Source organism: Flavobacterium sp. (assembly GCF_044369455.1).
In the GTDB taxonomy this organism is placed as follows: domain Bacteria; phylum Bacteroidota; class Bacteroidia; order Flavobacteriales; family Flavobacteriaceae; genus Flavobacterium.
Window position 1 is genome coordinate 199,971 of the sequence record NZ_JBIPLW010000003.1, and the last position, 23,244, is coordinate 223,214.

22 protein-coding genes are annotated in these 23,244 nt (G+C 33.3%); 11 read left to right on the forward strand and 11 right to left on the reverse strand.

Annotated elements, in window-relative coordinates; all coding sequences use genetic code 11:
- Window positions 1–28 precede the first annotated feature (28 nt).
- Complete coding sequence (locus tag ACIQ2L_RS04730) at window positions 29–754, reverse strand: TIGR00730 family Rossman fold protein (protein WP_396156922.1); 726 nt, start codon at window positions 752–754, stop codon at window positions 29–31.
- Window positions 755–1,022: 268 nt separating this feature from the next.
- Window positions 1,023–1,376 carry a helix-turn-helix domain-containing protein gene (locus ACIQ2L_RS04735; protein WP_396156924.1) on the reverse strand — a complete coding sequence of 118 codons (354 nt, stop codon included), beginning with the start codon at window positions 1,374–1,376 and terminating at the stop codon, window positions 1,023–1,025.
- Between the two features lie 202 nt (window positions 1,377–1,578).
- On the opposite strand from ACIQ2L_RS04735, the gene ACIQ2L_RS04740 reads away from it, so the two are divergent.
- Window positions 1,579–2,184 carry a hypothetical protein gene (locus ACIQ2L_RS04740; RefSeq protein WP_396156926.1) on the forward strand — a complete coding sequence of 202 codons (606 nt, stop codon included), beginning with the start codon at window positions 1,579–1,581 and terminating at the stop codon, window positions 2,182–2,184.
- Window positions 2,185–2,202: 18 nt separating this feature from the next.
- The gene (locus tag ACIQ2L_RS04745; RefSeq protein ID WP_396156928.1) at window positions 2,203–2,790 is read left to right on the forward strand and encodes a hypothetical protein; all 588 of its coding nucleotides are present in this window, start codon (window positions 2,203–2,205) and stop codon (window positions 2,788–2,790) included.
- A 40-nt stretch (window positions 2,791–2,830) separates the two neighbouring features.
- Here ACIQ2L_RS04745 and uvrA read toward each other — a convergent pair whose 3' ends face one another.
- The 6 genes from uvrA to ACIQ2L_RS04775 all read right to left on the reverse strand — a co-directional run bounded on the left by uvrA (window position 2,831) and on the right by ACIQ2L_RS04775 (window position 11,707).
- Window positions 2,831–5,662, reverse strand: coding sequence for an excinuclease ABC subunit UvrA (gene uvrA / locus ACIQ2L_RS04750; protein ID WP_396156930.1), 2,832 nt, complete (start codon window positions 5,660–5,662; stop codon window positions 2,831–2,833).
- A 93-nt stretch (window positions 5,663–5,755) separates the two neighbouring features.
- Window positions 5,756–6,709 (reverse strand): Fic family protein, encoded by a 954-nt coding sequence (locus ACIQ2L_RS04755; RefSeq protein ID WP_396156932.1) that lies wholly within the window; start codon window positions 6,707–6,709, stop codon window positions 5,756–5,758.
- A gap of 63 nt (window positions 6,710–6,772) precedes the next feature.
- A complete protein-coding gene (locus tag ACIQ2L_RS04760; protein WP_396156934.1) occupies window positions 6,773–8,593 on the reverse strand; it encodes a chloride channel protein in 1,821 nt (606 codons plus the stop codon).
- 66 nt (window positions 8,594–8,659) lie between these two features.
- A complete protein-coding gene (locus ACIQ2L_RS04765) occupies window positions 8,660–9,328 on the reverse strand; it encodes a DNA alkylation repair protein (protein WP_396156936.1) in 669 nt (222 codons plus the stop codon).
- A gap of 7 nt (window positions 9,329–9,335) precedes the next feature.
- Window positions 9,336–11,120 carry a gamma-glutamyltransferase gene (ggt, locus tag ACIQ2L_RS04770; protein WP_396156937.1) on the reverse strand — a complete coding sequence of 595 codons (1,785 nt, stop codon included), beginning with the start codon at window positions 11,118–11,120 and terminating at the stop codon, window positions 9,336–9,338.
- Entirely contained in the window at window positions 11,117–11,707 is a 591-nt protein-coding gene (locus ACIQ2L_RS04775; protein WP_396156939.1) for an ACP phosphodiesterase, read from the reverse strand. The genes ggt and ACIQ2L_RS04775 overlap by 4 nt, the downstream gene beginning before the upstream one ends.
- 118 nt (window positions 11,708–11,825) lie before the next feature.
- Here ACIQ2L_RS04775 and glmM point away from each other — a divergent pair, with 118 nt between their 5' ends.
- The 5 genes from glmM to ACIQ2L_RS04800 all read left to right on the forward strand — a co-directional run bounded on the left by glmM (window position 11,826) and on the right by ACIQ2L_RS04800 (window position 16,505).
- Window positions 11,826–13,223 (forward strand): phosphoglucosamine mutase, encoded by a 1,398-nt coding sequence (gene glmM / locus ACIQ2L_RS04780; protein ID WP_396156941.1) that lies wholly within the window; start codon window positions 11,826–11,828, stop codon window positions 13,221–13,223.
- Window positions 13,224–13,259: 36 nt separating this feature from the next.
- Window positions 13,260–13,544: a DUF493 family protein gene (locus ACIQ2L_RS04785; protein WP_396156943.1), complete on the forward strand. Its 285-nt coding sequence runs from the start codon at window positions 13,260–13,262 to the stop codon at window positions 13,542–13,544.
- Entirely contained in the window at window positions 13,544–14,254 is a 711-nt protein-coding gene (locus tag ACIQ2L_RS04790; protein ID WP_396156945.1) for a DUF4290 domain-containing protein, read from the forward strand. Before ACIQ2L_RS04785 ends, ACIQ2L_RS04790 begins: the two co-directional genes overlap by 1 nt.
- 66 nt (window positions 14,255–14,320) lie before the next feature.
- The gene (gene murA, locus ACIQ2L_RS04795; RefSeq protein ID WP_396156947.1) at window positions 14,321–15,631 is read left to right on the forward strand and encodes a UDP-N-acetylglucosamine 1-carboxyvinyltransferase; all 1,311 of its coding nucleotides are present in this window, start codon (window positions 14,321–14,323) and stop codon (window positions 15,629–15,631) included.
- Between the two features lie 106 nt (window positions 15,632–15,737).
- The gene (locus ACIQ2L_RS04800) at window positions 15,738–16,505 is read left to right on the forward strand and encodes a sulfite exporter TauE/SafE family protein (RefSeq protein WP_396156949.1); all 768 of its coding nucleotides are present in this window, start codon (window positions 15,738–15,740) and stop codon (window positions 16,503–16,505) included.
- Here the strand turns inward: ACIQ2L_RS04800 and ACIQ2L_RS04805 are convergent, their stop codons facing one another.
- Genes ACIQ2L_RS04805 through aroQ form a run of 3 tightly spaced genes read right to left on the reverse strand, consistent with a single transcriptional unit; the run spans window position 16,506 to window position 19,823 of the window.
- A complete protein-coding gene (locus ACIQ2L_RS04805; protein WP_396156951.1) occupies window positions 16,506–16,868 on the reverse strand; it encodes a hypothetical protein in 363 nt (120 codons plus the stop codon).
- Window positions 16,869–16,918: 50 nt separating this feature from the next.
- The gene (locus tag ACIQ2L_RS04810) at window positions 16,919–19,393 is read right to left on the reverse strand and encodes a DUF5686 and carboxypeptidase regulatory-like domain-containing protein (protein WP_396156953.1); all 2,475 of its coding nucleotides are present in this window, start codon (window positions 19,391–19,393) and stop codon (window positions 16,919–16,921) included.
- Window positions 19,394–19,409: 16 nt separating this feature from the next.
- Window positions 19,410–19,823, reverse strand: a complete 414-nt coding sequence (gene aroQ / locus ACIQ2L_RS04815) for a type II 3-dehydroquinate dehydratase (protein ID WP_396156955.1) — start codon at window positions 19,821–19,823, stop codon at window positions 19,410–19,412.
- 294 nt (window positions 19,824–20,117) lie between these two features.
- Here aroQ and ACIQ2L_RS04820 point away from each other — a divergent pair, with 294 nt between their 5' ends.
- The 4 genes from ACIQ2L_RS04820 (at window position 20,118) to xerD (ending at window position 23,178) form a co-directional block, all read left to right on the forward strand.
- The gene (locus ACIQ2L_RS04820; RefSeq protein WP_396156957.1) at window positions 20,118–20,735 is read left to right on the forward strand and encodes an outer membrane beta-barrel protein; all 618 of its coding nucleotides are present in this window, start codon (window positions 20,118–20,120) and stop codon (window positions 20,733–20,735) included.
- A gap of 220 nt (window positions 20,736–20,955) precedes the next feature.
- On the forward strand, window positions 20,956–21,486 hold the full coding sequence (locus tag ACIQ2L_RS04825; RefSeq protein ID WP_396156959.1) for a hypothetical protein: 531 nt from the start codon (window positions 20,956–20,958) through the stop codon (window positions 21,484–21,486).
- 205 nt (window positions 21,487–21,691) lie between these two features.
- On the forward strand, window positions 21,692–22,198 hold the full coding sequence (locus ACIQ2L_RS04830; RefSeq protein WP_396157012.1) for an outer membrane beta-barrel protein: 507 nt from the start codon (window positions 21,692–21,694) through the stop codon (window positions 22,196–22,198).
- An 80-nt stretch (window positions 22,199–22,278) separates the two neighbouring features.
- Window positions 22,279–23,178, forward strand: a complete 900-nt coding sequence (gene xerD / locus ACIQ2L_RS04835) for a site-specific tyrosine recombinase XerD (protein WP_396156961.1) — start codon at window positions 22,279–22,281, stop codon at window positions 23,176–23,178.
- Window positions 23,179–23,244: the final 66 nt, after the last annotated feature.

Here is a 23,244-nt window from a genome sequence, read left to right on the forward strand (position 1 = left end):
ATTTGGAATTTAATACTTGGAATTTAAGTTAGAAATTTGGACTCAAATTGTATTTTTTATAGAAATTATCCAAAACTTCCACCACTTCATCTTCCGTGTCTACAATTTTTATCAAGTTCAAGTCTTCTGGATTGGCATTTCCTTCTTTTTCAATCATTACTGCTTTTACCCAGTCTAATAAACCAGCCCAAAATTCGGAGCCTACTAAAATAATTGGAAATTTTCCAATTTTCTTAGTTTGAATAAGTGTAACCGCTTCGAATAATTCATCTAAAGTCCCAAAACCGCCCGGCATCACCACAAAACCTTGTGAATACTTGACGAACATTACTTTACGTACAAAGAAATAGTCAAAATTTAGGTTTTTATCTTTGTCTATAAATGGGTTATAATGTTGCTCAAAAGGAAGTTCAATGTTTAAACCCACTGATGATCCACCACCATTATGAGCACCTTTGTTACCTGCTTCCATAATTCCGGGTCCGCCACCCGTGATTACGCCGTAACCCGCTTTACTAATTTTGTAGGCTATCTTTTCAGCAAGTAAATAATATTTGTTGTCTGGTTTTGTTCTGGCTGACCCAAAAATAGAAACACAAGGACCAATTCGAGCCATGGTTTCGTAGCCATTTACAAATTCCGACATGATTTTGAAAATCGCCCAGGAATCGTTCGTTCGTATCTCGTTCCATGGTTTTTGTTTTAATTTATCATGGATTTTATCATCTTCGTTTTCGTATTTTTCAATTGCCATATTCGTAAATTTTATTTTTTTTGTAGCTATTTCCAGCTATTCATTTCAAGTTTATTCAATTCAATCTATTTTTTAAGCTATTAAAAAGCTTCCTTTAGTCGCTTTTTTCTAGCAAAAAAATTAGATTTCATTTTCACAAAGCTTTCCATTACTATCTGGGCTAAAAAAGGCGAGCTAAAGTAATTCTTTTTTTTAAAAAGTGTTCATGTTCTTAGAGCTGATTTTCTACCATAACCATTACAGAAAGGATTAACAATCTAAATATTCATTAATTCCGTTTTTTTAACAACTCTATTTCTTCCTCTAATTTTTGAATGTATTTTTCGGTATAGTTTCCTTCATTCTGATTAGTGATGTTGTTGTCAGTACCTATTGAGTTTACAGTTTTGTTATTACTTACATTGAAAATATTCGTTGCATCAAAATTTAATATTTGTGAAACTGAAACACCAATTATGTTTGCAATCTTATCTAGTTTTGACAATGTTAAATCAATTTCTCCTCTCTCAATTTTACTAAAACCGCTTACACTCATTTCCAATTCGCCAGCAATATCATCTCTAGTTATACCTTTTAATTCTCTAAATTTCTTAATGTTTTCTGAGACTTTTTTAATATCCATAATTATTTTTTTAAGTTTCCTCAAAAGTAGTAAAAGTGCCGTTTAAGTTGCAAATAAATACTTTAAATTTTATTTGTAATAAAATTACTTATTAATTTTATTTTTTATTAATTTATGCTTTTAAATATCTTTTCGAGGCTGATAATCTCATTTTATGAAAAATTTCTTTAAAGAAATTTATTATCAATTATAATTCTTTATTATGCTCAACGAAATTAGGTACACTAAAATATTTTATTTTAGTTTAATTTTCATTCTACTAACAGTAATAGGTACTCAGTTACATGAGTATGGACATTATTTAACAGCGTATTATTTTAACTTCAATCCAAAATTACATTTCGCAAGTGTTAGTTATGATATTGAAAGTAATAGCGAGTTTTATTCAGATACTAAAGTTTTATTAATTAAAATAGCGGGTCCATTGCAAACCCTTTTTACAGGTATTTTAGGTCTTATAGTTATTAGACGAAATAAAGTTCGAACTAAAATTTGGTGGATAGGTATTTTCTTGACTTTATTTCTTTTAAGGCAAGTTTTTGTTATGTTTTATGCTCTGGCAAATTCTTACCTAAAGGGAAAATTTATTTTTGGTGGTGATGAGGCTAAAATAGCAAAGATATTAGGGCTGCAATCAGGATTATTAGTTACTTTTTTGGGAGTTGCATCTACTTTGATATGTTTATATGTTTATTTTGTTTTAATTCCTAAAAGTATAAGACTGAATTTTATAATTGGTAGTTTGATAGGTTCTTTCTTAGGATTTATCATTTGGTTTAATTTAATAGGTAATTTTTTTTTACCTTAAACTTTTAATTATTTTATTATGAAAAAAATTAGTGTTTTGCTTATTGGTATTTTTTTATTCTCTTTCGTTTTAGTCGTTTCCTGTAGTGACAGTGAGCCATCTAATAGTAAAGATAGTGCCTTTATGAAAGGTCCAGATGAATGTAATCAAGATGAGTATGAAGATGAAAGTAAAGATTTATCAACAGAGATTGAAGAAGAATGTGTTGAAAGACAAGTTGCAAATGTACCAGCTAATAAAGATATTCTTTATAGTATAAGGGACAGTATATTGTCTAAATCACCAAGAGGAAAAAGATACATTGATGAATACTATTTAACTTCGGGTATTGAGAAAGATTACAAAAAATTTACAATAGAAAATTTTGTTGATGTAATTGATTTAATGCCAAATATTTATGAAGCATATAATAAATTCCTTGACCCATCTTATAATGGTGTTATTGTCTCAACTGATTTAAACATAAAGTTAATCAAAGTACTTAACGCTTATAAAAAGCTAAGTACTGATGTTAACTACATTTCAATAATTGACTCATTTATTATTGATGTAAATAATATGACAAATAGAGATAAAAATGATGTAGTAAATTTTATGCAAAATTGACTTATTAAATTATGTTTTTTTAAAAGAGTTTGATTTAAATTTAATCAAACTCTTTTTTCAAAAATTCTGCAGTATAGCTTTTTTTGTTTTTAATAATTTCTTCGGGTGTTCCTTTTGCAACCACTTCACCGCCACCTTTTCCGCCTTCGGGACCAATGTCAATAATATAATCAGCTAATTTAATTACGTCCATATTGTGTTCGATAATCACAATAGTATTGCCTTTATCGACCAACTTATTGATGACGTCCATTAATACTCGAATGTCTTCAAAGTGCAAACCTGTTGTAGGTTCATCCATAATGTAAAAGGTATTTCCGGTATCTTTTTTGGATAACTCCGTGGCCAATTTTATACGTTGCGCTTCACCACCCGAAAGTGTGGTACTTTGTTGTCCCAAAGTGATATAACCCAAACCAACATCCTGTATTGTTTTCACTTTACGATAGATTTTCGGTATATTTTCAAAAAACGGAACGGCTTCATCTACCGTCATATTCAACACATCCGAAATGGATTTCCCTTTGTATCGAATTTCCAAAGTTTCTCTGTTGAAACGTTTTCCCTGACAGGTTTCGCATTCCACATACACATCGGGAAGGAAACTCATTTCAATCGTTCTTACTCCCGAGCCCTCGCAGGTTTCGCACCTTCCGCCCGAAACATTAAAACTAAAACGACCTGCTTTGTAACCACGAATCATGGCTTCAGGAGTCATCGTGTACAAACTCCTAATTTCAGAAAACACATCGGTATACGTTGCCGGATTTGAACGTGGGGTTCTTCCAATTGGACTTTGGTCAATATCAATGACTTTATCAATATGCTCCAAACCTTCAATTTTTTTATAAGGTTGTGGTTTTTTAACGCCATTAAAATAATAGGCATTTAAAATAGGGTAAAGCGTTTCATTAATTAAAGTCGATTTTCCACTTCCTGAAACTCCAGTCACGCAAATCAGTTTTCCTAATGGCAATTCGATGGAAACATTTTTCAAGTTATTTCCTGTTGCGCCACTTAATTTTAAAAATTTTCCATTGCCTTCACGTCGTTTTTTGGGCACTTCAATTTTCATTTCACCATTCAAGTACATCGCTGTCATGGTATGTTGCTGGTGCAATTCGGCTGGTGTTCCTTTGCTGATAATTTCACCACCAAATTTTCCGGCTTTTGGACCAATGTCAATCACGTAATCAGCGCGTTCAATCATGTCTTTATCATGTTCAACTACTAAAACCGAATTGCCAATATCCCGTAATTGTTCCAAAGAATGGATGAGTTTTTCATTGTCTCTTTGGTGTAAACCAATGCTTGGTTCGTCTAAAATGTACAACACTCCAACCAACTGCGAACCAATTTGTGTTGCCAATCGAATGCGCTGTGCTTCACCGCCCGAAAGCGATTTAGAACTGCGGTTTATCGATAAATAATTCAATCCCACATTGACCAAAAAACGCAATCGGTCTTTGATTTCTTTGACAACTTCTGTAGCAATGATTTTTTGTTTTTCGGAAAGGTTTTTGTCTAAATCGTCAAACCAAAGGGATAAATCTGAAATATCCATAGCGGATAAATCGAAAATGTTTTTTTCGTGAATTCGAAAATACATCGCTTCTTTTTTCAAACGTGAACCATGACATTCTGGGCACTCAATTTCATCCATAAATTCCTTAGCCCAACGTTTGATAGAAGTGGAATTACTTTCATCAAATTGATTTTTGATGAAATGGGAAATGCCTTCAAATTCAATTTTGTATTCTTTGGTAATGCCCAAAGTTTTCGATTCTACAGCAAATTTTTCTTTTCCACCCTGCAAAATAACCTGCATTGCTTCTTCAGTTATCGTTTCGATAGCGTCATTTACAGTGAAGCCAAATTTTTCGCCAATGATTTCCAATTGCTTGAAAATCCATGAACTTTTATATTCACCTAGTGGGGCAAAACCGCCATTTTTAATAGAAATTTTCGGATTAGGAATTATTTTTTTAACATTGATTTCATGTACTGAGCCCAATCCTTTACAATGTTCACATGCTCCCTTTGGAGAGTTAAACGAAAATAAATTGGGTTCCGGATTTTGATACGAAATTCCAGATGTTGGACACATCAAATTTCTACTGAAATAGCGAACTTCTTGGGTGTCTTGGTCTAAAATCATCAGCACATTTTCACCATGATACATCGCTGTTTTGATACTTTCGGTCAATCGCTTTTCATTCTCTTCAGTATTCTCAATCGCCATTCGGTCAATGACAATTTCGATATCGTGGGTTTTGTAACGGTCGAGTTTCATGCCGGGAAGCAAATCTTGTACTTCACCATTTACACGCACTTTGAGGAAACCTTGTTTGGTTATTTGTTGAAACAATTCGGCATAGTGTCCTTTCCGTGCTCGAATGATGGGAGCTAAAATAGTAATGCGTTTTCCTATAAAATACTGAATAATCAATTCTTTGATTTGCTCATCCGAGTAGGAAACCATTTTTTCGCCACTGACATAACTATAAGCTTCACCAGCTCGGGCATAAAGCAAACGCAGAAAGTCATAAATTTCAGTAATGGTACCCACAGTAGAGCGCGGACTTTTGCTGGTTGTTTTTTGCTCAATGGCAATAACTGGCGACAGGCCATCAATTTTATCCACATCGGGACGTTCTAATCCGCCAAGGAATTGGCGCGCATAGGCAGAAAAGGTTTCAATATAACGACGCTGTCCTTCGGCATAAATAGTGTCAAAAGCCAAAGACGATTTCCCCGAACCTGAAAGACCGGTAATAACAACCAGTTTTTCACGTGGAATGTTAATATCAATATTTTTAAGATTGTGAACTCGAGCGCCGAGAACTTCTATCCTATTTTCTGTTTCAACCATAGCATTTTTTGCAAAATGCAAAGGTAGTGTATTGAAAAGAAATTTTGAATAGAGAGTTCAAAAGTTATTGTGAAACAAAGCACTAAAATTGCTTTAGCGCTTTCGTTTCCTGTTATTAATATAATCGTTAATAGCTTTCTTGGTGGTAAACCAGTTTCTACCTTCTTTGTGAGCGTCAATTTTGCCTTGACGTGCCAAGAGCGATATATATTCTTGACTATATGGTGAACTTGGTTCGTTTACTATATTCGAAATTTCTTGAAAATCATAATCATTATCTGGTAATGAACTAATGTAAATATTAAGAGTTCGTTCTAATGCTTGATACATTAATAAGGTGAGTTTTTGATAATTTCCGCCATTCGCTTGATTAAGCGCTTCATAATATTTTTTTCGATCATTTTTTAAAATAATAGCAGGCGGAAAACCCTTTCGCATCAACAGTAAATTCATCGCCAGACGAACTGTTCTTCCATTTCCATCAAAAAAGGGATGAATCCATACTAGTTTATGATGAAAAACAGTAGCCAATTCAATGTCATTTAAATTAAGAGGATTTGTATTCACAAAATCAATCAATTCATCCAATAAATCCGAAACTTTAGTAGCATTTGGAGGAACAAAATTGGCTCCAGTAATCCTAACACCAGCAGTTCTAATTCTTCCCGCAAAATCATCTTCAATAGAACGTAAAACCAAACCGTGCAACGATAGAACATCAATGCTTTTTAATGTATAATCAGCATTGATAATAGAGTACAAATGATTGATAGCATTCTCATGATTTTTTGCTTCAAAATGTTCTCGAAGGGTAATTCCTTTTATCGTAATTCCTTCTTGAAGAACCATTTGAGTTTCTCTAAGTGTTAGCGTATTTCCTTCAATACTATTGGAATTATAGGTCCATTCTATTGAAAGCGCTTCTTTTATTTTTTGCAAAGCGATGTTAGGCAATGGCCTGCTTTTTTGCAAAACAGCCAGTTTTTCATACAATCTTTCGAAAGTTGTTTTGAATTCTTCGCGATATGTTAAATCTATGTTCCACATTACAAAACAAAGATACATTATTATCGGTTGATATAAAAATTATTTTTATCCGATATTAAAATTTTATTCAATAATCATTTCTTTAAGACGTTGGCGATAGCTTTCAAGCACATCAATTTTGGACAGGAAACCAAAGTACTTTCCTTTTTGAATAACGGGTAAAAGTTGTGTTTTTGAAGTTTCAAATTGTTTCATTATTTTTTCTACTTTATCTTCAAGTAAAATAATTTCTTTGGGTTGACTTATAATTTCATTCATATTCATAAATTTCAACTTCAAAGGATTGAAAATTATAGCTTTTACTTCTTCAAAATCTACGATTCCAATCAATATCTTGTTTTCGTCAATTATAGGAATGATTTTCTGTTTGGTAGTAGAGAAAATCTCGACCATATTTTCCAGAGGGCTTTCAATAGTTAGCGATTTATAGCTTTTTTGGACCAAATTATGAATATCAATGCTTTGCAAAATATTTTTGTCTTTATCACTTGTAAAAACATCGCCTTTATCAGCCAATCCTTTTACATCCATTGAGTGTTTTTCAAATTGTTTGGAAACTGCAAAACTAACCGAAGACACAATCATTAAAGGCACCATCAAATCATAACCACCCGTAATTTCTACTATAAGGAAAATAGCAGTTAATGGCGCATGAAACAAGCCACTCAATATTCCTGCCATGCCAACAATGGTGAAATTTGCTATTGGTAAATGATGCGTGATGTTCAAAAGATTTATAGTTTTTGCAACAAAATAACCTAAGTACGAACCCACAAAAAGCGAAGGAGCAAAGTTTCCTCCATTTCCTCCACTTCCTATAGTTAGTCCAGTGGCAAACGCTTTTAATAACATAGTTACTCCAATAAAACCTAACAAAACCCATTCGTTGCTTTTGAAGTTTTCCAGCAAAGTATTTTCTAATAAAACACTTGGATTTTTGGAAGCCAAAGTTTTAATACTCTCGTAACCTTCCCCAAATAATGTCGGAAAAAAGAAAATTAATATTGCTAAAATGATTGCGCCAAAAAGCGCTCTTCGATACCCTTTGTTTTTGAATGTTCCAAAGAAAATCTCTACTTTTCGAAAATTTCGAGCGTGGTAAATGGAAGTTAAACCCGCTAAAATTCCAAGTAAAATATAATAAGGAGTATTATGGTAATCAAATTTAAGTGTTTGCTGAAAATTAAGAATAACATCGTTACTCAAAACCATAGTAGAAATAAGAGCACCTGTAGCTGCCGATATAATAATGGGGATAAAAGCTGCAATAGAAACATCGGTAAGCACAACTTCTATTGCAAATAAAACACCTGCAATAGGAGCATTAAATGCGGCTCCAATTCCGGCCGCGACACCACAAGCCAAAAGTAGAATCCGGTCTTTTTGAGAAAGATGATATTTCTGCGCAAAGTTAGAACCAAAAGCTGCGCCAGTAATCACAATTGGACTCTCTAATCCGGCAGAACCGCCAAGTCCAACGGTTAAGGAACTGGTAATAATTTGCGCGTACATCTGCTTTTTGGGAACTATTCCGCCTTTTTTGGCAACGGCATACAATATTTTGGAACTTCCTTTTTCTAAACTATTGCCTAAGAAATTGCGAACTACAAAAACGGTTAATATAATTCCAGCTATTGGTAGCAAACTGTTTATATACGGAAGTTTTAAAAAGCCGTTTATGTCATTTGCCCATAGAAAAATATTGTGCGCAAAACTTTTTAGTAGAATTACTGCAAAAGCACAAGTAATGGCTACAGCAACACTAGCAAAGTAGATAAAATTTCTTTCGCTTAATTTGCCTTTCAAAAGAAAAATTAAATTCTCTACTCTCCTGAAAATACTCCTGAAAATAATTTTAAAATGGGAAGCTTTGTTCGATGGCATATTAATTTGATGAATAACAAAAGTAACCCATATATAGAAAAAGTAAAAAAATAGTAGTAATTAGTTTTAGATTAATTTACGCAATGCTTCTTTTTTACTTAATGATTTTAGATTCGTGTTTTCAACATAATGAATGACACCTTTTGGATTAAAAGTGCCATATTCTCGCAATGCCCAACCAATGGCTTTCTGAATAAAAAATTCATTCGATTCTTTATGTTTTTCGCACTCCGAAATAAGTAACTCAAAATTGGTTGTAGCTTTATAATCTAACTGAAAAATGATAGTACTTCTATTGAGCCACATATTATTTGCGTTTGAAAATCGTTCAATAACAACATACGTTTCATTTGGAAATTGACGCAAATAATTTCCCAAAATGTATTTCGCAATAAAATCAACACTATCCCACCAAGAATGAGTAATGATAAATTTTTCTATAAGCTCAATATCTTCAATGGTATACTTTTTTTTGGCTTCTTTAATCATTATTTCTACACCACAATAATGAAATTCACGTTCCTTTTTATTAAATAATTCCCAAGCTATCGCTCTAAAATTGATTTTAATTTCTTGTTGATGTTTTTTCCATAGGTTTTGCAAAATGACTCTTCTTTCTTTTGTTTTGATACCCAAAAAAACAAAATTATCTTTCATGTAGGCTTGCATTGATTTTGCATTTTCAATGTTCTTTAGTTCGGATAATTTAGATGTCAATTCAGATATAAAGTCCATGTTTTTTTTAAAATCCTACCGCTTTATCATCGCCACGAAAATCAGCTCCGCCTTCAAGTTTGCCATTTGGCTCAACCAATATAGCATCTACTTTTCCTAGAACTGGAGCAAACTTTTCATTTATTTTATAACCCTTCAGAGTGAGATTCTCAAGTATATTTTTGTCAAATTTATTCGGCTCAATTATAATGTCATCGGGCAGCCACTGATGATGAAATCTGGGGGCATTCACAGCGTATTGCATAGACATGTTAAATTCGTATACATTTAAGATAGTTTGCAGTACCGAAGTAATAATCGTAGAACCACCTGGAGAACCTAACAGCATAAACAGTTTGCCGTTTTTCTCAACTATAGTTGGTGTCATCGAACTTAACATTCTTTTTTGAGGAGCAATACTATTGGCTTCGGCACCAACTAAGCCATAAGAATTAGGAACTCCGGGTTTGGCTGAAAAATCATCCATTTGATTGTTCAAAAAGAAACCGAGTTCGTCGCAATACAATTTGGAACCATAAGCGCCGTTAAGCGTCGTGGTTAACGAAACGGCATTGCCTTCGGTATCAACAATAGAGAAGTGGGTAGTTTCATCACTTTCGTATGTTTCTATAGTTTCATGACTCACTTCGGAAGAAGGTGTTGCTTTGTCATAAGAAAAATTCTTCATTCGGTCTAGTAAATAACTTTCGTTCAGTAATTGCTTTTGTGGAATTTTTACAAAATCAGGATCGCCTAAAAAGTAGTTTCTATCGGCATATGCTCTTCGTTCTGCTTCTGTTAAAAGTTGAATGTATTCAGTTGAATTATGGCCGAATTTAGAGATGTCATAAGGTTCAATCATCTTCATGATTTGTGCCACAGTAATGCCTCCGCTTGATGGTGGCGCCATCAAAATAATATTCAGTTCTTTATATTTAAAAGTAATGGGTTTGCGCCAAACGACTTTATAATCAGCTAAATCTTTCATAGAAATAATTCCCCCCTTTTTTTCTAGAAATGCTATCAACTTTTTAGCTGTAGTTCTTTTATAAAATTCTTTTTTGCCGTTTTTTTGAATTTTTTTCAATGTATTAGCTAACGCTAAATACTTTATAGTATCTCCAACTTTAAATGTCTTATTATATAAGGTTTTATCACCGCTAATTTTTAATATAACATCATGATATTCATCTAACTTTATTTTCTCTTTTTCGGTTACCACAATTCCTTTTTGTGCTAAATCTATTGCAGGTTGGAACAAATTTTTTATTGGTGTTTTTCCAAATTTTTTATGTACTTCAAAAATCGCTGCAATGCTTCCCGGAGTTCCGACCGATAATGCGCCGTTGGTACTCAAATTCGGAATCACATTTCCATCTTTGTCTTGATACATGTTTTTAGTGGCTTTTTGTGGTGCTTTTTCTCGAAAGTCTAAGGTGCCGATTTCGCCATTTGCTTTTCTGTACACCATAAATCCACCGCCAGAAATGTTTCCAGCATAGGGATAAGCTACCGCTAGTGCAAGTTGGGTCGCTATCATTGCATCAAAAGCATTCCCACCTTTTTTGATAATTTCTAGACCAATTTTAGAAGCTTCTTCACGTGCTGAGACGACCATTGCTTTGCTAGCAATCAATCCTTTTTGTTGACCAAATGAAATGAAAGAGCAGAATAATAGTAGAACCGTCACCTCGAGTGTTCCGATCTCGTTTTTTAAAACGAGATGGAATGTATCGAGAAGCTTTTTTAAACTAAGTGCTCTCAATACTTTTTTGTTCTTAAATACCTTGAACTGACGACTAGTATTTTTCATCCATTCAGTTCTATTAATTTATCGGAGCAGTGTTGGCGTAATTCTTCAAAAAACAAAGTAAATTCGTCTTCAAATTCATTGTAATAGTACAGAAGCTCCACTGTAGATTCGTGCATAGCAACACGGTTTTTAGTTCTGTGGTCCATTTGAAACATAATCATTTGTAACCCTTCAATAGAGGCATAACTTACTAGCCAGTTTCTACCCAACATATTAGGTAACATTCCTTTTGCTTTATCGGTTAATAAATCATAATTATCCTGAAGTAATTTATAGAATGTTTGTGTATAGTGTTCGAGTTTTATTTTCGAATAATGATTCCAATTTTTAGCTAAAAAGTGATCGTAAAAAATATCCATTATTACACCAGAATAGTGTCCGTATTTTTCATGTAATCGATGCTTGCTTTGTCGATAAATAGGATGCATATCGGTAAAACTGTCAATAGAACGATGCAGCAAAATTCCTTTTCTAATTTCGGTTTGGTAATGATTATAATCATGTCCGTGAATACTGTCCGCCATAAAGTTTCCGATTTTCAACAAATCGTTATCACCAGAAAGATAAATATGGGCTAAGAAGTTCATGTGCCTAATTTAGGAATTTTAAACTATAAATTTTGAATTTTAAATTAGAATTGAAAAAACCCATTCTTTATATTTGTAAACAAATAAAAATTATTATTCAAAATTCAAAATAATAAAAATGACTTTAATCAAATCGATATCAGGCATTCGTGGCACTATTGGAGGAAAAGTTGGTGATAATTTAACACCAATTGATGCTGTAAAATTCGCTGCTGCTTACGGAACTTTTTTGAAAAACGCGCAACCTGCAACTCGCAACTCGAAACTAAAAGTAGTTATTGGTCGAGATGCCCGTATTTCGGGACCGATGATTCATAATTTAGTCATGAATACGTTACTCGGATTAGGAATTGATGTTATCGATTTGGGGTTGTCAACTACGCCAACAGTTGAAATTGCAGTGCCTTTGGAACAAGCTGATGGCGGAATCATTTTAACGGCATCACACAATCCGAAACAATGGAATGCCCTGAAATTACTGAATTCGAAAGGAGAGTTCTTAAGCGGTGCAGCAGGCGAATTGATTTTAGAAATTGCCGAATCAGAAGCGTTTGACTTTTCGGATGTGGATTCTTTGGGAGAAATCACGGTGAATGACGCTTATATGGATATTCATATTGATGAAGTTTTGAATTTGCCTTTGGTTGATGCCGAAGCGGTTGCCAAAAGAAAATTTAAGGTAGTGGTTGATGGTGTAAATTCTTCAGGTGGTATAATCATTCCAAAATTATTAGAACAAATGGGCGTGGAGTGTGTGAAATTGTATTGCGAACCCAACGGACATTTTCCGCATAATCCAGAACCTTTAAAAGAGCATTTGGGTGATATTTGCAAATTGGTAGTTAAAGAAAAAGCCGATTTCGGAATAGTAGTAGATCCTGACGTGGATCGTTTAGCATTCATTTCTAATGATGGAGAAATGTTTGGAGAAGAATACACTTTGGTGGCCTGTGCCGATTATGTACTGAGTAAAACAGCAGGAAATACGGTTTCGAACATGAGTTCCTCTCGAGCTTTGAGAGACATTACAAACAAACACAACGGAAATTATCAAGCAAGTGCGGTGGGTGAAGTAAATGTAGTGGAGCTGATGAAGAAAACCAATGCTATAATTGGAGGCGAAGGTAACGGTGGAATCATTTACCCAGAATCGCATTATGGAAGGGATAGCTTAGTTGGTGTGGCGCTGTTTTTAACACATTTGGCTAGTCTTGATATGACGGTAGCCGATTTAAGAGCTTCCTATCCTCAGTATTATATGAGCAAAAACAAAATTGAACTAACACCACAAATTGATGTGGATGCTATTTTGGTTGCAATGACAGAGAAGTATGCTTCTGAAGAAATCAATACGATTGACGGAGTAAAAATTGACTTTGCCGAGAATTGGGTTCACCTTAGAAAATCGAATACAGAACCAATAATCAGAATTTATACTGAAGCACAAACACAGGAATTAGCAGATGCTTTGGCTTTCAGAATAATTGATGAAATTAAAGCGGTTGCTAAAATCTAAAATCAATACTGTATATTTGCTTTTATTTAATAAGGAATGGATAAGAAGACGGAAGAATTTTACGAAAGATTGCGCGAAGAGTTAAATAACACTTCAACATGGCCAAGTGAATATTTATACAAATTTATAGTGCCAACCGACGCCAAGAAAATAGAAGAAATAGAAAATGCTTTTGATAACATTGGCGCCGTAATTCAAACTACACAATCCAAAAATGCAAAGTACACTAGTATTTCAATAAACGTAATGCTGGAAAGCCCAGAAAGTGTGATTGAAAAATATATTGCGGTGTCCACAATTGAAGGAATAATTTCATTATAATGATTGAAAAATACATAAAAGAAAATGCAAACGATGTTGTATTCAACCTAGAATATAACGCAGAACGGCCACATTTAATCATTCCAGAATATGGTCGCCATTTACAAAAACTGATTGATCAGGCCACGATTATAGAAGATAAGGAAACACGTAATAAAGCGGCGAAATACATCATTCAAGTAATGGGAAGTTTAAATCCACATTTACGTGATGTGCTTGATTTTCAACATAAATTATGGGATCAGATTTTTATCATGTCCGATTTTAAATTGGATGTCGATTCTCCTTATCCTATTCCGACTCGAGATGTAATATATCTTAAACCAGAACGATTAGCCTATCCCCAAAAAAACCCAAAATACCGTTTTTATGGTAACAACATCAAATATATGATTGATGTGGCCAATAGTTGGGATGAAGGCGAAATGAAAAGTGCTTTGGTAAAAGTAATTGCCAACCACATGAAAAAATCCTATTTGAGTTGGAATAAGGATACCGTAACCGATACCGTTATTTTTGAGCATCTTTTTGAATTGTCAGGAGGAAAATTAAATTTGTTGCACAGTACAGAAGAGTTATTAACTACAAACGATTTGATGCGCACCAACAAAAAAATGTCCAATAAAAACATGCCCTTAAATAGCAAAGCGAAAATCATCAAAAACGGTAAAAAACCTTTCATAAAAAAAAATAATACTAGTCCAAAGTAGATGTTAGTAATGAGTTATTTATTTACATTGATTTAACTCATAATTCATAATTCATAATTCTTAAAAATGGGAACTTTTAAAATAGAAGGCGGCATCCAACTTAAAGGAGATGTAACACCACAAGGAGCAAAGAATGAAGCATTACAAATATTATGTGCGGTGCTTGTAACTCCAGAAAAAGTAACAATAAATAATATTCCAGATATTATCGATGTCAATAAATTGATCACGCTATTGGGAAACCTTGGAGTAAAAATCCAAAAAAATGGTCCAGGTTCCATTACATTTCAGGCAGATGAAGTGAATGTTGGGTATCTTGAAACAGAAGCGTTCAAAAAAGAAGGTGGAAGTTTACGAGGTTCGATCATGATAGTTGGACCACTTTTGGCTCGTTTCGGAAAAGGATATATTCCAAAACCGGGTGGCGATAAGATTGGTCGTCGACGTTTGGATACACACTTTGAAGGATTTATTAATCTTGGAGCCAAGTTCAGATACGAACGGGAAGACCATTTCTATGGCGTAGAAACTAAAGGAAGATTAAAAGGGACCAGCATGCTACTTGACGAAGCTTCTGTAACCGGAACCGCTAACATTGTTATGGCAGCTGTTTTAGCAGAGGGAATTACGACTGTTTATAATGCGGCATGCGAACCTTATTTGCAACAATTGTGTAAAATGTTGAACTCGATGGGGGCAAAAATTACGGGAGTTAGTTCCAATTTATTAACGATTGAAGGTGTTGAAAAATTAGGAGGTTGCGAACACAGAATTTTACCCGATATGATAGAAATTGGTTCTTGGATTGGCCTTGCGGCGATGACTAGAAGCGAAATCACCATTAAAAATGTTTCTTGGGAAAACCTTGGCGTTATTCCAAGTGTTTTTAGAAAATTAGGGATTACACTTGAGAAAAAAGGAGATGATATTTATATCCCAGCGCATACTAAAGGATATACTGTAAAAACCGATATTGACGGTTCTATCTTAACCATTGCCGATGCACCTTGGCCAGGGTTTACTCCCGATTTATTGAGTATTGTTTTGGTGGTGGCAACGCAAGCTAATGGTGATGTATTAATTCACCAAAAAATGTTTGAAAGCCGTTTGTTCTTTGTAGATAAATTGATTGATATGGGAGCTAAAATCATGCTGTGTGATCCACACAGAGCCGTAGTTATGGGTCACAATTTCCAATCACAATTAAAAGCTACTACCATGAGTTCACCAGATATTCGAGCTGGAATTTCATTATTGATAGCCGCACTTTCTGCCAAAGGAACTTCAACCATTCAAAACATTGAACAAATTGATAGAGGTTACGAACGTATAGACGAGAGACTTCGTGCGCTTGGAGCTAATATCGTTAGATTATAAACCGAAAAAAATTTATTTTAAACCATTAAGGTATTAAGAGAATTAAGAACGACTTAATGAAACTTAATATCTTAATGGTTTTTAGTTTTAGTATTTTTTACTATTTATGGAAAACTACGTCCTCATACTTCTTTGCCTTGCTGCATTCATTGCCGGATTTGTAGACGCAATTGTCGGCGGTGGTGGATTAATTCAAACTCCGGTAGCTATGATATTGTTGCCTAATTTGGCGGTTGCCAATGTTATAGGTTCGTTGAAAATACCAGCTTTTAGTGGTACCAGTTTTGCGGCTTATCAGTATGTTAAAAAAGTTCAAATGAACTGGAAATTGCTTTCCATCATGGCAATAATAGCTTTCATTGCTGCTTTTTTTGGGTCTAATTTGTTGACCTTGGTTCACAACGATTTTATGAAACCCTTACTTTTTATGGTTTTGATATTTATCGCTATTTACACTTTTGTCAAAAAAGATTTTGGCATACATCAAGCTAAAGAACATTCGGTTAAAAGACAGCTATTTTATGCTATCATCATCAGTGTTGTTATTGGTTTTTATGATGGATTTATTGGTCCAGGAACGGGGAGTTTTTTGGTGTTGGCTTTTGTAAGCGTTTTGGGTTTTGACTTTCTTCATGCTTCTGCAAATGCCAAGATGGTAAACCTAGCAACCAACTTTGGTTCTATTTGTTTATTTATTTTAAAAGGAAAAATAATTTGGGCAATTGCTATTCCAATGGCGATATGCAATGCATTTGGCGGTTGGGTTGGTGCAAAATTAGCCATCAAAAAAGGTAATGAATTTATCCGTATTTTCTTTTTAATTGTGGTTATCGGAACGTTGATTCGTTTTGGATATGATGTGTTTTTTAAGTAATTATTCCCATTCGGAATACACAACACTATCGTTTATCGAAACATGTGTAATATGTTTACTGCAAGTTCCAAAAGGGGCCAAAGGTGTCCATGATTTAGCATAAAACAATGTGATTTTTTTTCCTTCAAAATCTTTTTTCGCTTTAAAAATTTCAAATCTGTTTTCAAAACCCCGATTGATGTAGTAGAGCGTTTTATTGTTTTCTAATTCAAATACCACATCTTTAACACCGCCTTCAGTTATTGACTTTACAGTTCCATAAACTTTAATGGAATTTTCCTTTGAAGTGTCTATAGCAGTCGATAAAATGATAAAAAACGCTACAACGATGAATATGATAAAAACATAAACAATTTTTTTCATGAATTGTAGATTTACATTAAAGTAAACGATAAAATCAAGAACTTATTATTCTAAAAATTTATCCCAAACATCACGCCATCGCCAAGATAACCGCCTTGATATGAACGAACATAATCAATTCTAAGGATTCTTACTTTTCCAAAGCCTAAATTACTTAAGCCCACTGAAAACTCTTGATAGGGTTTTCTGTCAGGAACTGCAAGGTTTTTAAATCCTAACATTAACTTAGACTGTAGTTTATTTAATAACGGAATTTTATTCATAAAAAATCCTTTGTCATTATGTTCAATGTGCGTTTCGAAATAACTATCGTTTGTACTTGCAGCATAATATGGCAATAAGTTAAACGAATTTGTATACGAATTCCCTAATACAACATGCGTTTCATTACCGTTAAAATGTTTGTAATCTACAAATGATATCCCGTCGGCATTAAAAAATTTTCCTGCTCTGGAATTAATTTGCATTTCTCCTTTGTTGCCTAAAGTAAGCGTATGGGTTATTCTAGCCGCAATCTTGTCAAAGTTATATTGGTTTTCACTGCCTGCAAATCCTTTTTCATAGCTTAACGATAATGAAGGATATTTGTCATTTCCAATGGTATACTTACCATCTGGTCGTGTGATGAATTGTTGTCCAAATTTTATTCGAGCACCAAGATTCAGTTTAACTAAATTGTGTTTTTCTATAGCCGAAGTTGTAAAATCAAATGGCAATAAAGGATTATTAGAGGTATATAAGTCATCCGATTTAATGAAAGTATAATCGGTTGTATTGAAAAGCGGTTTTCGTTCTGCGTATTCCAAACCCAAACTCATGTTTAAGCCATTGAATATTTCTCTGGAAAAATTAGTGGATATAAAATTCTTCTCATACAATTTCATGTAATTGTCTTTAAAAAATAAGGTGCTTACCATATTTACCAATTTTGAAATGGGTTCTTCACCATTAAATTGATTAACAGAATTTCCTCCAAAAACAGAAAGATACGATTTCGATTTGTTGCTCAATTTTGATGAAAAATAAGCAGTTGTTCTTGCTCTTTCATCTGAAAAACCATAAGCTAACGATGAGCCAAACTGATAATAGGTATTTTTATCTTCATTTCGTTTAAAATAAGACACTCCAATTTTTGAATTCCAACCTTGAACCGTGTTGAATGAAGTATTCATTAGAGGCGATTCATAGCTTATAGACCATTTTTTAAAGGAATTAGAATACGTATAGCCATTCAAAATATCCATGAAACCAAATTTATTTTTCTTTTTATCAATAGAATCTAAATAAACCTTTGATTTTTTCTTTTCCTGAAGGGCGTCTTTTTTGATATAATCAGTAACTTCTTCTTCGGTTAAAGGAACTGGCCTGATAATATTCCAAAAAGAATCCTCTTTTTTATTGGCGTTTTCTTCAAAACGAATGACTTCGGCGGTAAATGTTTTTTTCTCGAATTTTTCTGGAAACTCGAAGTTGGTAAACACATAGGTAAATCCACCTGAGATATTGATACCCAACATTCCGGCGTCAAAGTCTAATGTTTGTGTATTTTTTGTCCAAACTCTGGTGGTACTATTATAACTGAAATTTTGTTTTAAATTTAGAGTATTCAACGCGGGATTTTGAATTTGCTTTCCAGTAAAAGTGACATCCACAGCATAAATAGCGTAAGTATCATCCACAATATAGATATAACCATTCATCACGGGTTCGGTCTCACGACGTGGAATGATTTTTATTTTATTGATTTGTTGACGGTTTTCGGTAAAAAAGGAACCTTCAAATTTGAACTTATAATAATTGAAAGCATTGTCAGCAATAGGTGAAATTACATTGGTGTTAAATTCTAAATAATTATCGTAAAAATCAAAATTGGCTGACGAAGCATTATTAAAGCTAAAGCCGTTGTCATTTCCGCTTACTTTAGAAGCCACAATCACTTCTTTTAGTTTATCTGGTTTTTGAAACGTAACTTTTGAAACGGTTTCTGATAAATATAAAATTCCACTCCGACTCGAATCAATAATTTCATCAAAAAAGTCTAGTTTTTGTCCTAAGATTTTCTTGGGCAAATTTTTAACTCTAAAAATTCCTCTAGAATAAAAATCGGCTGTATACTTTGAAGACTTTTCAGAATTTGCTTTTTTGTTCTTAATAGCGTTTCTTATAATTTCATTGGCTGGATTGTCTTTCGGATTAATTACGACTTCTTTGAGCGTGATATTTTCTTCAAGCATGATTACTTCAATATCAATTGGACTATTGTTATTCTGCTGAATAGTCACAATTTGTTTATTGGTTTTATATCCCAAATACTGAAAAAGAATGATATGATCGCCAGGAATCTTAACATTCAATACAAACTTGCCTTGTTCATTGGTTGTGGTTCCGTTATAGGTGTTTTCTTCAAAAATAGTAACGAACGGTAATGGTTTTCCGTTTACATCGTTTACAGTTCCTTTGATTTGAGCAAAAGAAGCAAAAGAGAAAATGAAAACGATAAATGAAATAGAATTTCTAAGTAGCATATAAATAGTAATAAAATTATAGAAAAGACTGTAAAGCTAATTCATAGCTTTTCATACCAAAACCAATTATAATTCCTTTAACATTTGGCGATAGATAAGAATGATGTCTAAATTCTTCTCTGGCAAAGGTGTTGGATATGTGCACTTCGATTACTGGAGTTGTAATGGCTTTTACCGCATCTCCAATGCCAACGGATGTATGGGTATACCCGGCGGCATTCAAAATAATTCCATCATAAGTAAAACCCACTTCTTGCAACTTATCAATAAGCTCGCCTTCTATATTACTTTGATAATACTCTAAGTCGACAGATGTGAATTTTTGTCTTAGTTCTAAAAAGTAATCTTCAAAAGTAATGTTGCAATAAATTTCGGGCTCACGTTTACCTAATAGGTTTAGGTTTGGACCATTTATGATTATGATTTTCATTTTTTGAAAGTGTTTGGAGTAAAAATATAGAATCTTTAGTATTTCAACGCGTGTTTAGGCACTTTTTTAAATAATTAATTTAACTAAATGATGTCAATTTTACTACAATAAGAGTATTTTATTTTAGTTGTAAACTTGTTTTTTTGATTTGCTATCTATTGTAATTGATTGATAGTTAGTATATTATTACCAAAAAAATGTTGATAACATTGTTAACAACTACAATAACCAACAATGACCTTTCACAAGGATTACATATAATTTTGATGCATACTAATTTTAAAATTAAAAAAAATGAAAAAAATTATTTTAACAGTAGCAGCAGTATTTGCATTTGGATTTGCTAATGCACAAGATGATGCGAAAAACGTAAAGGGCTTCTCTAAAGGAGATATGTTTTTAGAAGGCTCTTTCGGAGTTAGATCTGGTAATACTTCTCAAGGCCCAAATGATGTAGAAACGAGTTACACATTTAGTCCTAAAGTGGGTTATATGATTAATGAAAAGATAGCTTTAGGGGTTAGAATAGATGCAACTCAAGAAAAATTCTACAGTGAAAATAAAACAAATACATTTGGTGCAGGTGTATTCGCGCGTTATTTTTTCTTGTCTTTAGGAGAAGACAAAAGCTTCCAAGCTTATGGACAAGCTAGTTTAGGATTTAGCGGAACTAAAGAAAAAGATAGTAATGGTAATGAAATAGGAAAGAGTGATAATTTGAATGGAGGAATTGATTTAGGTATGAATTATTTCCTTACAAAAAATTGGGCTATAACATTTACATTGGCTAACCTAGTAAGTTATGATACTGTTGATAATGGTGGAGAATCTAATAATGGATTAAATGTACAAGTTGGTACGATAAATAACCCATTCGCTGTGGCTAGATTTGGATTATTATACAAATGGTAATTTAATTGTTTGATTGAATATAGGAAGCCGTCTCAAAACTGAGGCGGTTTTTTTACACAATCAAATGAAACTGTAAAAATGTATCAAAAAGCAAAACACATTGTTAATAATACTATCAGAAAAATTGTTAATGATTTTGTTAATAACTGCAAACGTATTTTAGGTCTCATGAAGTATAATACAGATAAATTTGTGATATTAATTTTAAAATTAAACAAACATGAAAAAAATTATTTTAACAGTAGCAGCAGTATTCGCTTTATCGTTTGCTAATGCACAAGACAAAAAAGAGAAAAGTGGTGCTCAAACTTCTGAAGGTAAATGGGTAATTGAAGCAAACACTGGTTCTCTAGCAACTGGTAGCACTGCTTTTTCTTATTCTTCTTTTGATGGAAGTACTTCTTACAACATCGGTTTAGATGGTGGTTATTTTATAATGGAGAATTTAGCTATTAAAGCAGGAGTAGGTTTTGGTGGTTCAAAACCAGACGGGGGAGATAGTACTACAAGTACTACTTACAAAATTGGAGCTCAATATTACATTATGGGCAAAATTCCAGTAGGAGTTGATTATACTGGTTTCAGTTCTGAAGGGACAAACGCTAGTTGGATTGGAATCGAAGGAGGTTACGCTTGGTTTTTAGGATCAAATGTTGCTGTAACACCTAAATTGAGATACAACGCTACTATGGATGAAGCAAAAGCTGTTAGCGGTTTCCAAGGATTAATTGGATTTGCTTTATATTTCTAATATTTGAAAAAATATTTATAAAAACCGCGCCACTAGCGCGGTTTTTTTATTGAAAAAAACTAGATTGTAAGATTTGTTTTGAAATTTATTTAAAATACATTTGCAGTCAAATTAATAAAAACAAAACATGAAAAAAATTATTTTAACTATTGCTGTCGTATTGACGGCCACTATTGCAAATGCCTAACTAAGAGAGAAAGGAGCCATTGAATTAGCGCCACAAATAGGGTATGCTAGCTCTAATTATACTGCGGCTAATATTAACACCAATAACACTCCTCGATCAGGAGTGACTTTTGGAGTTGGTGCTGATTATTTTTTTAATAACCGTTGGAGTTTGCGCTCTGGACTGCATCTACAACCAATGGGTTCTAAATATTCTGGAATAACAGATGAGTTAAGTTATTTGACAGTGCCTCTCAATGCAAATTGGCATTTTGGAAGTACCAGAAAATGGAATTTGAATTTTGGTCCAAGTATCGGATTTTTGATGTCAGCGAAGTCTGGTGGTGAAGATGTTAAAAGTCTTGCAACTTATACCCAATTTGGTTTTAATGTTGGAATTGGATACAAAATAGAAGTTTCTGAAAAGTTTAGTATTTTAATTGATTACCAAGGAGTATCAGGATTAACGGATGTAGAAAAAAACTCTGAAGTAAGTTATAAAAACGCTTACAATTCTTTTAATGTTGGAGGCGTTTTTAAAATATAATTAAAATAGAAATCCAACAATAGTAATAAACCTCTTTTTTGGAGGTTTTTTTATACCTTCACTTTTCGTTTCTTTGCTCTATGAACTGGAACAATTACATCAAGAGTTTTCAATCCTATCTCAAAATTGAACGGGGTTTGTCAAAAAACACCGTCGCTAATTATACGTTTGATTTAGAACGTTTGTGTGCGTTCTTACTTGAAAATGACATTTCGGTTTCCCCCGAAAAAATATCCGAAGAAACGATTCAACAGTTTATTTATGCTGTTTCCAAAGAAGTAAACGCGCGTTCGCAAGCGCGAATTATTTCGGGATTAAAGAGTTTTTTTTCCTATCTCATTTTTGAAGATTATCGAAAAGATAGTCCAATGGAATTGATTGAAGCACCACGAGTAGGCCGAAAACTTCCTGATACGTTATCGTTAGAAGATGTGGATAATCTAATAGCCGCCATTGATTTATCAACACCAGAAGGAGAACGTAATAGAGCCATTCTTGAAACGCTTTATGGTTGCGGTCTTCGGGTTTCAGAAATTACCACCTTAAAGATTTCCGATTTGTTTTTTGAAGAAGGTTTTATAAAAATTACAGGAAAAGGAAATAAACAGCGATTTGTTCCCATAGCAAAATCGACACAAAAGTATATTGAGCTATACAAAAACACGATCAGAAATCATATGACAATTATCAAAGGTGCCGAAGATACTTTGTTTCTAAACAGAAGAGGTAAACAGCTCACACGGGCCATGATTTTTACTATAATCAAATCTTTGGCGATTAAGATTAATTTGCAAAAAAATATCAGTCCTCATACTTTACGTCATTCCTTTGCCACACATCTTTTAGAAAACGGTGCTGATTTGCGCTCTATACAAATGATGCTTGGCCATGAGTCCATTACAACTACTGAAATCTACGTGCATTTAGACAGAAAACATTTAACACAAATCATTAATAAATTTCATCCTAGAAAAGTATAGTTTCTTGTTTTTTTTTATATTTTTGTTTTAGTCAAGATAAAACAATAACCCCAAACGCTGTTTTAA

Coding starts and splice junctions, on each gene's coding strand:
- ACIQ2L_RS04730 (WP_396156922.1), bottom strand. CDS start 754: ATGGCAATTGAAAAATACGAAAACGAAGATGATAAAATCCATGATAAA.
- ACIQ2L_RS04735 (WP_396156924.1), bottom strand. CDS start 1,376: ATGGATATTAAAAAAGTCTCAGAAAACATTAAGAAATTTAGAGAATTA.
- ACIQ2L_RS04740 (WP_396156926.1), top strand. CDS start 1,579: ATGCTCAACGAAATTAGGTACACTAAAATATTTTATTTTAGTTTAATT.
- ACIQ2L_RS04745 (WP_396156928.1), top strand. CDS start 2,203: ATGAAAAAAATTAGTGTTTTGCTTATTGGTATTTTTTTATTCTCTTTC.
- uvrA (WP_396156930.1), bottom strand. CDS start 5,662: ATGGTTGAAACAGAAAATAGGATAGAAGTTCTCGGCGCTCGAGTTCAC.
- ACIQ2L_RS04755 (WP_396156932.1), bottom strand. CDS start 6,709: ATGTGGAACATAGATTTAACATATCGCGAAGAATTCAAAACAACTTTC.
- ACIQ2L_RS04760 (WP_396156934.1), bottom strand. CDS start 8,593: ATGCCATCGAACAAAGCTTCCCATTTTAAAATTATTTTCAGGAGTATT.
- ACIQ2L_RS04765 (WP_396156936.1), bottom strand. CDS start 9,328: ATGGACTTTATATCTGAATTGACATCTAAATTATCCGAACTAAAGAAC.
- ggt (WP_396156937.1), bottom strand. CDS start 11,120: ATGAAAAATACTAGTCGTCAGTTCAAGGTATTTAAGAACAAAAAAGTA.
- ACIQ2L_RS04775 (WP_396156939.1), bottom strand. CDS start 11,707: ATGAACTTCTTAGCCCATATTTATCTTTCTGGTGATAACGATTTGTTG.
- glmM (WP_396156941.1), top strand. CDS start 11,826: ATGACTTTAATCAAATCGATATCAGGCATTCGTGGCACTATTGGAGGA.
- ACIQ2L_RS04785 (WP_396156943.1), top strand. CDS start 13,260: ATGGATAAGAAGACGGAAGAATTTTACGAAAGATTGCGCGAAGAGTTA.
- ACIQ2L_RS04790 (WP_396156945.1), top strand. CDS start 13,544: ATGATTGAAAAATACATAAAAGAAAATGCAAACGATGTTGTATTCAAC.
- murA (WP_396156947.1), top strand. CDS start 14,321: ATGGGAACTTTTAAAATAGAAGGCGGCATCCAACTTAAAGGAGATGTA.
- ACIQ2L_RS04800 (WP_396156949.1), top strand. CDS start 15,738: ATGGAAAACTACGTCCTCATACTTCTTTGCCTTGCTGCATTCATTGCC.
- ACIQ2L_RS04805 (WP_396156951.1), bottom strand. CDS start 16,868: ATGAAAAAAATTGTTTATGTTTTTATCATATTCATCGTTGTAGCGTTT.
- ACIQ2L_RS04810 (WP_396156953.1), bottom strand. CDS start 19,393: ATGCTACTTAGAAATTCTATTTCATTTATCGTTTTCATTTTCTCTTTT.
- aroQ (WP_396156955.1), bottom strand. CDS start 19,823: ATGAAAATCATAATCATAAATGGTCCAAACCTAAACCTATTAGGTAAA.
- ACIQ2L_RS04820 (WP_396156957.1), top strand. CDS start 20,118: ATGAAAAAAATTATTTTAACAGTAGCAGCAGTATTTGCATTTGGATTT.
- ACIQ2L_RS04825 (WP_396156959.1), top strand. CDS start 20,956: ATGAAAAAAATTATTTTAACAGTAGCAGCAGTATTCGCTTTATCGTTT.
- xerD (WP_396156961.1), top strand. CDS start 22,279: ATGAACTGGAACAATTACATCAAGAGTTTTCAATCCTATCTCAAAATT.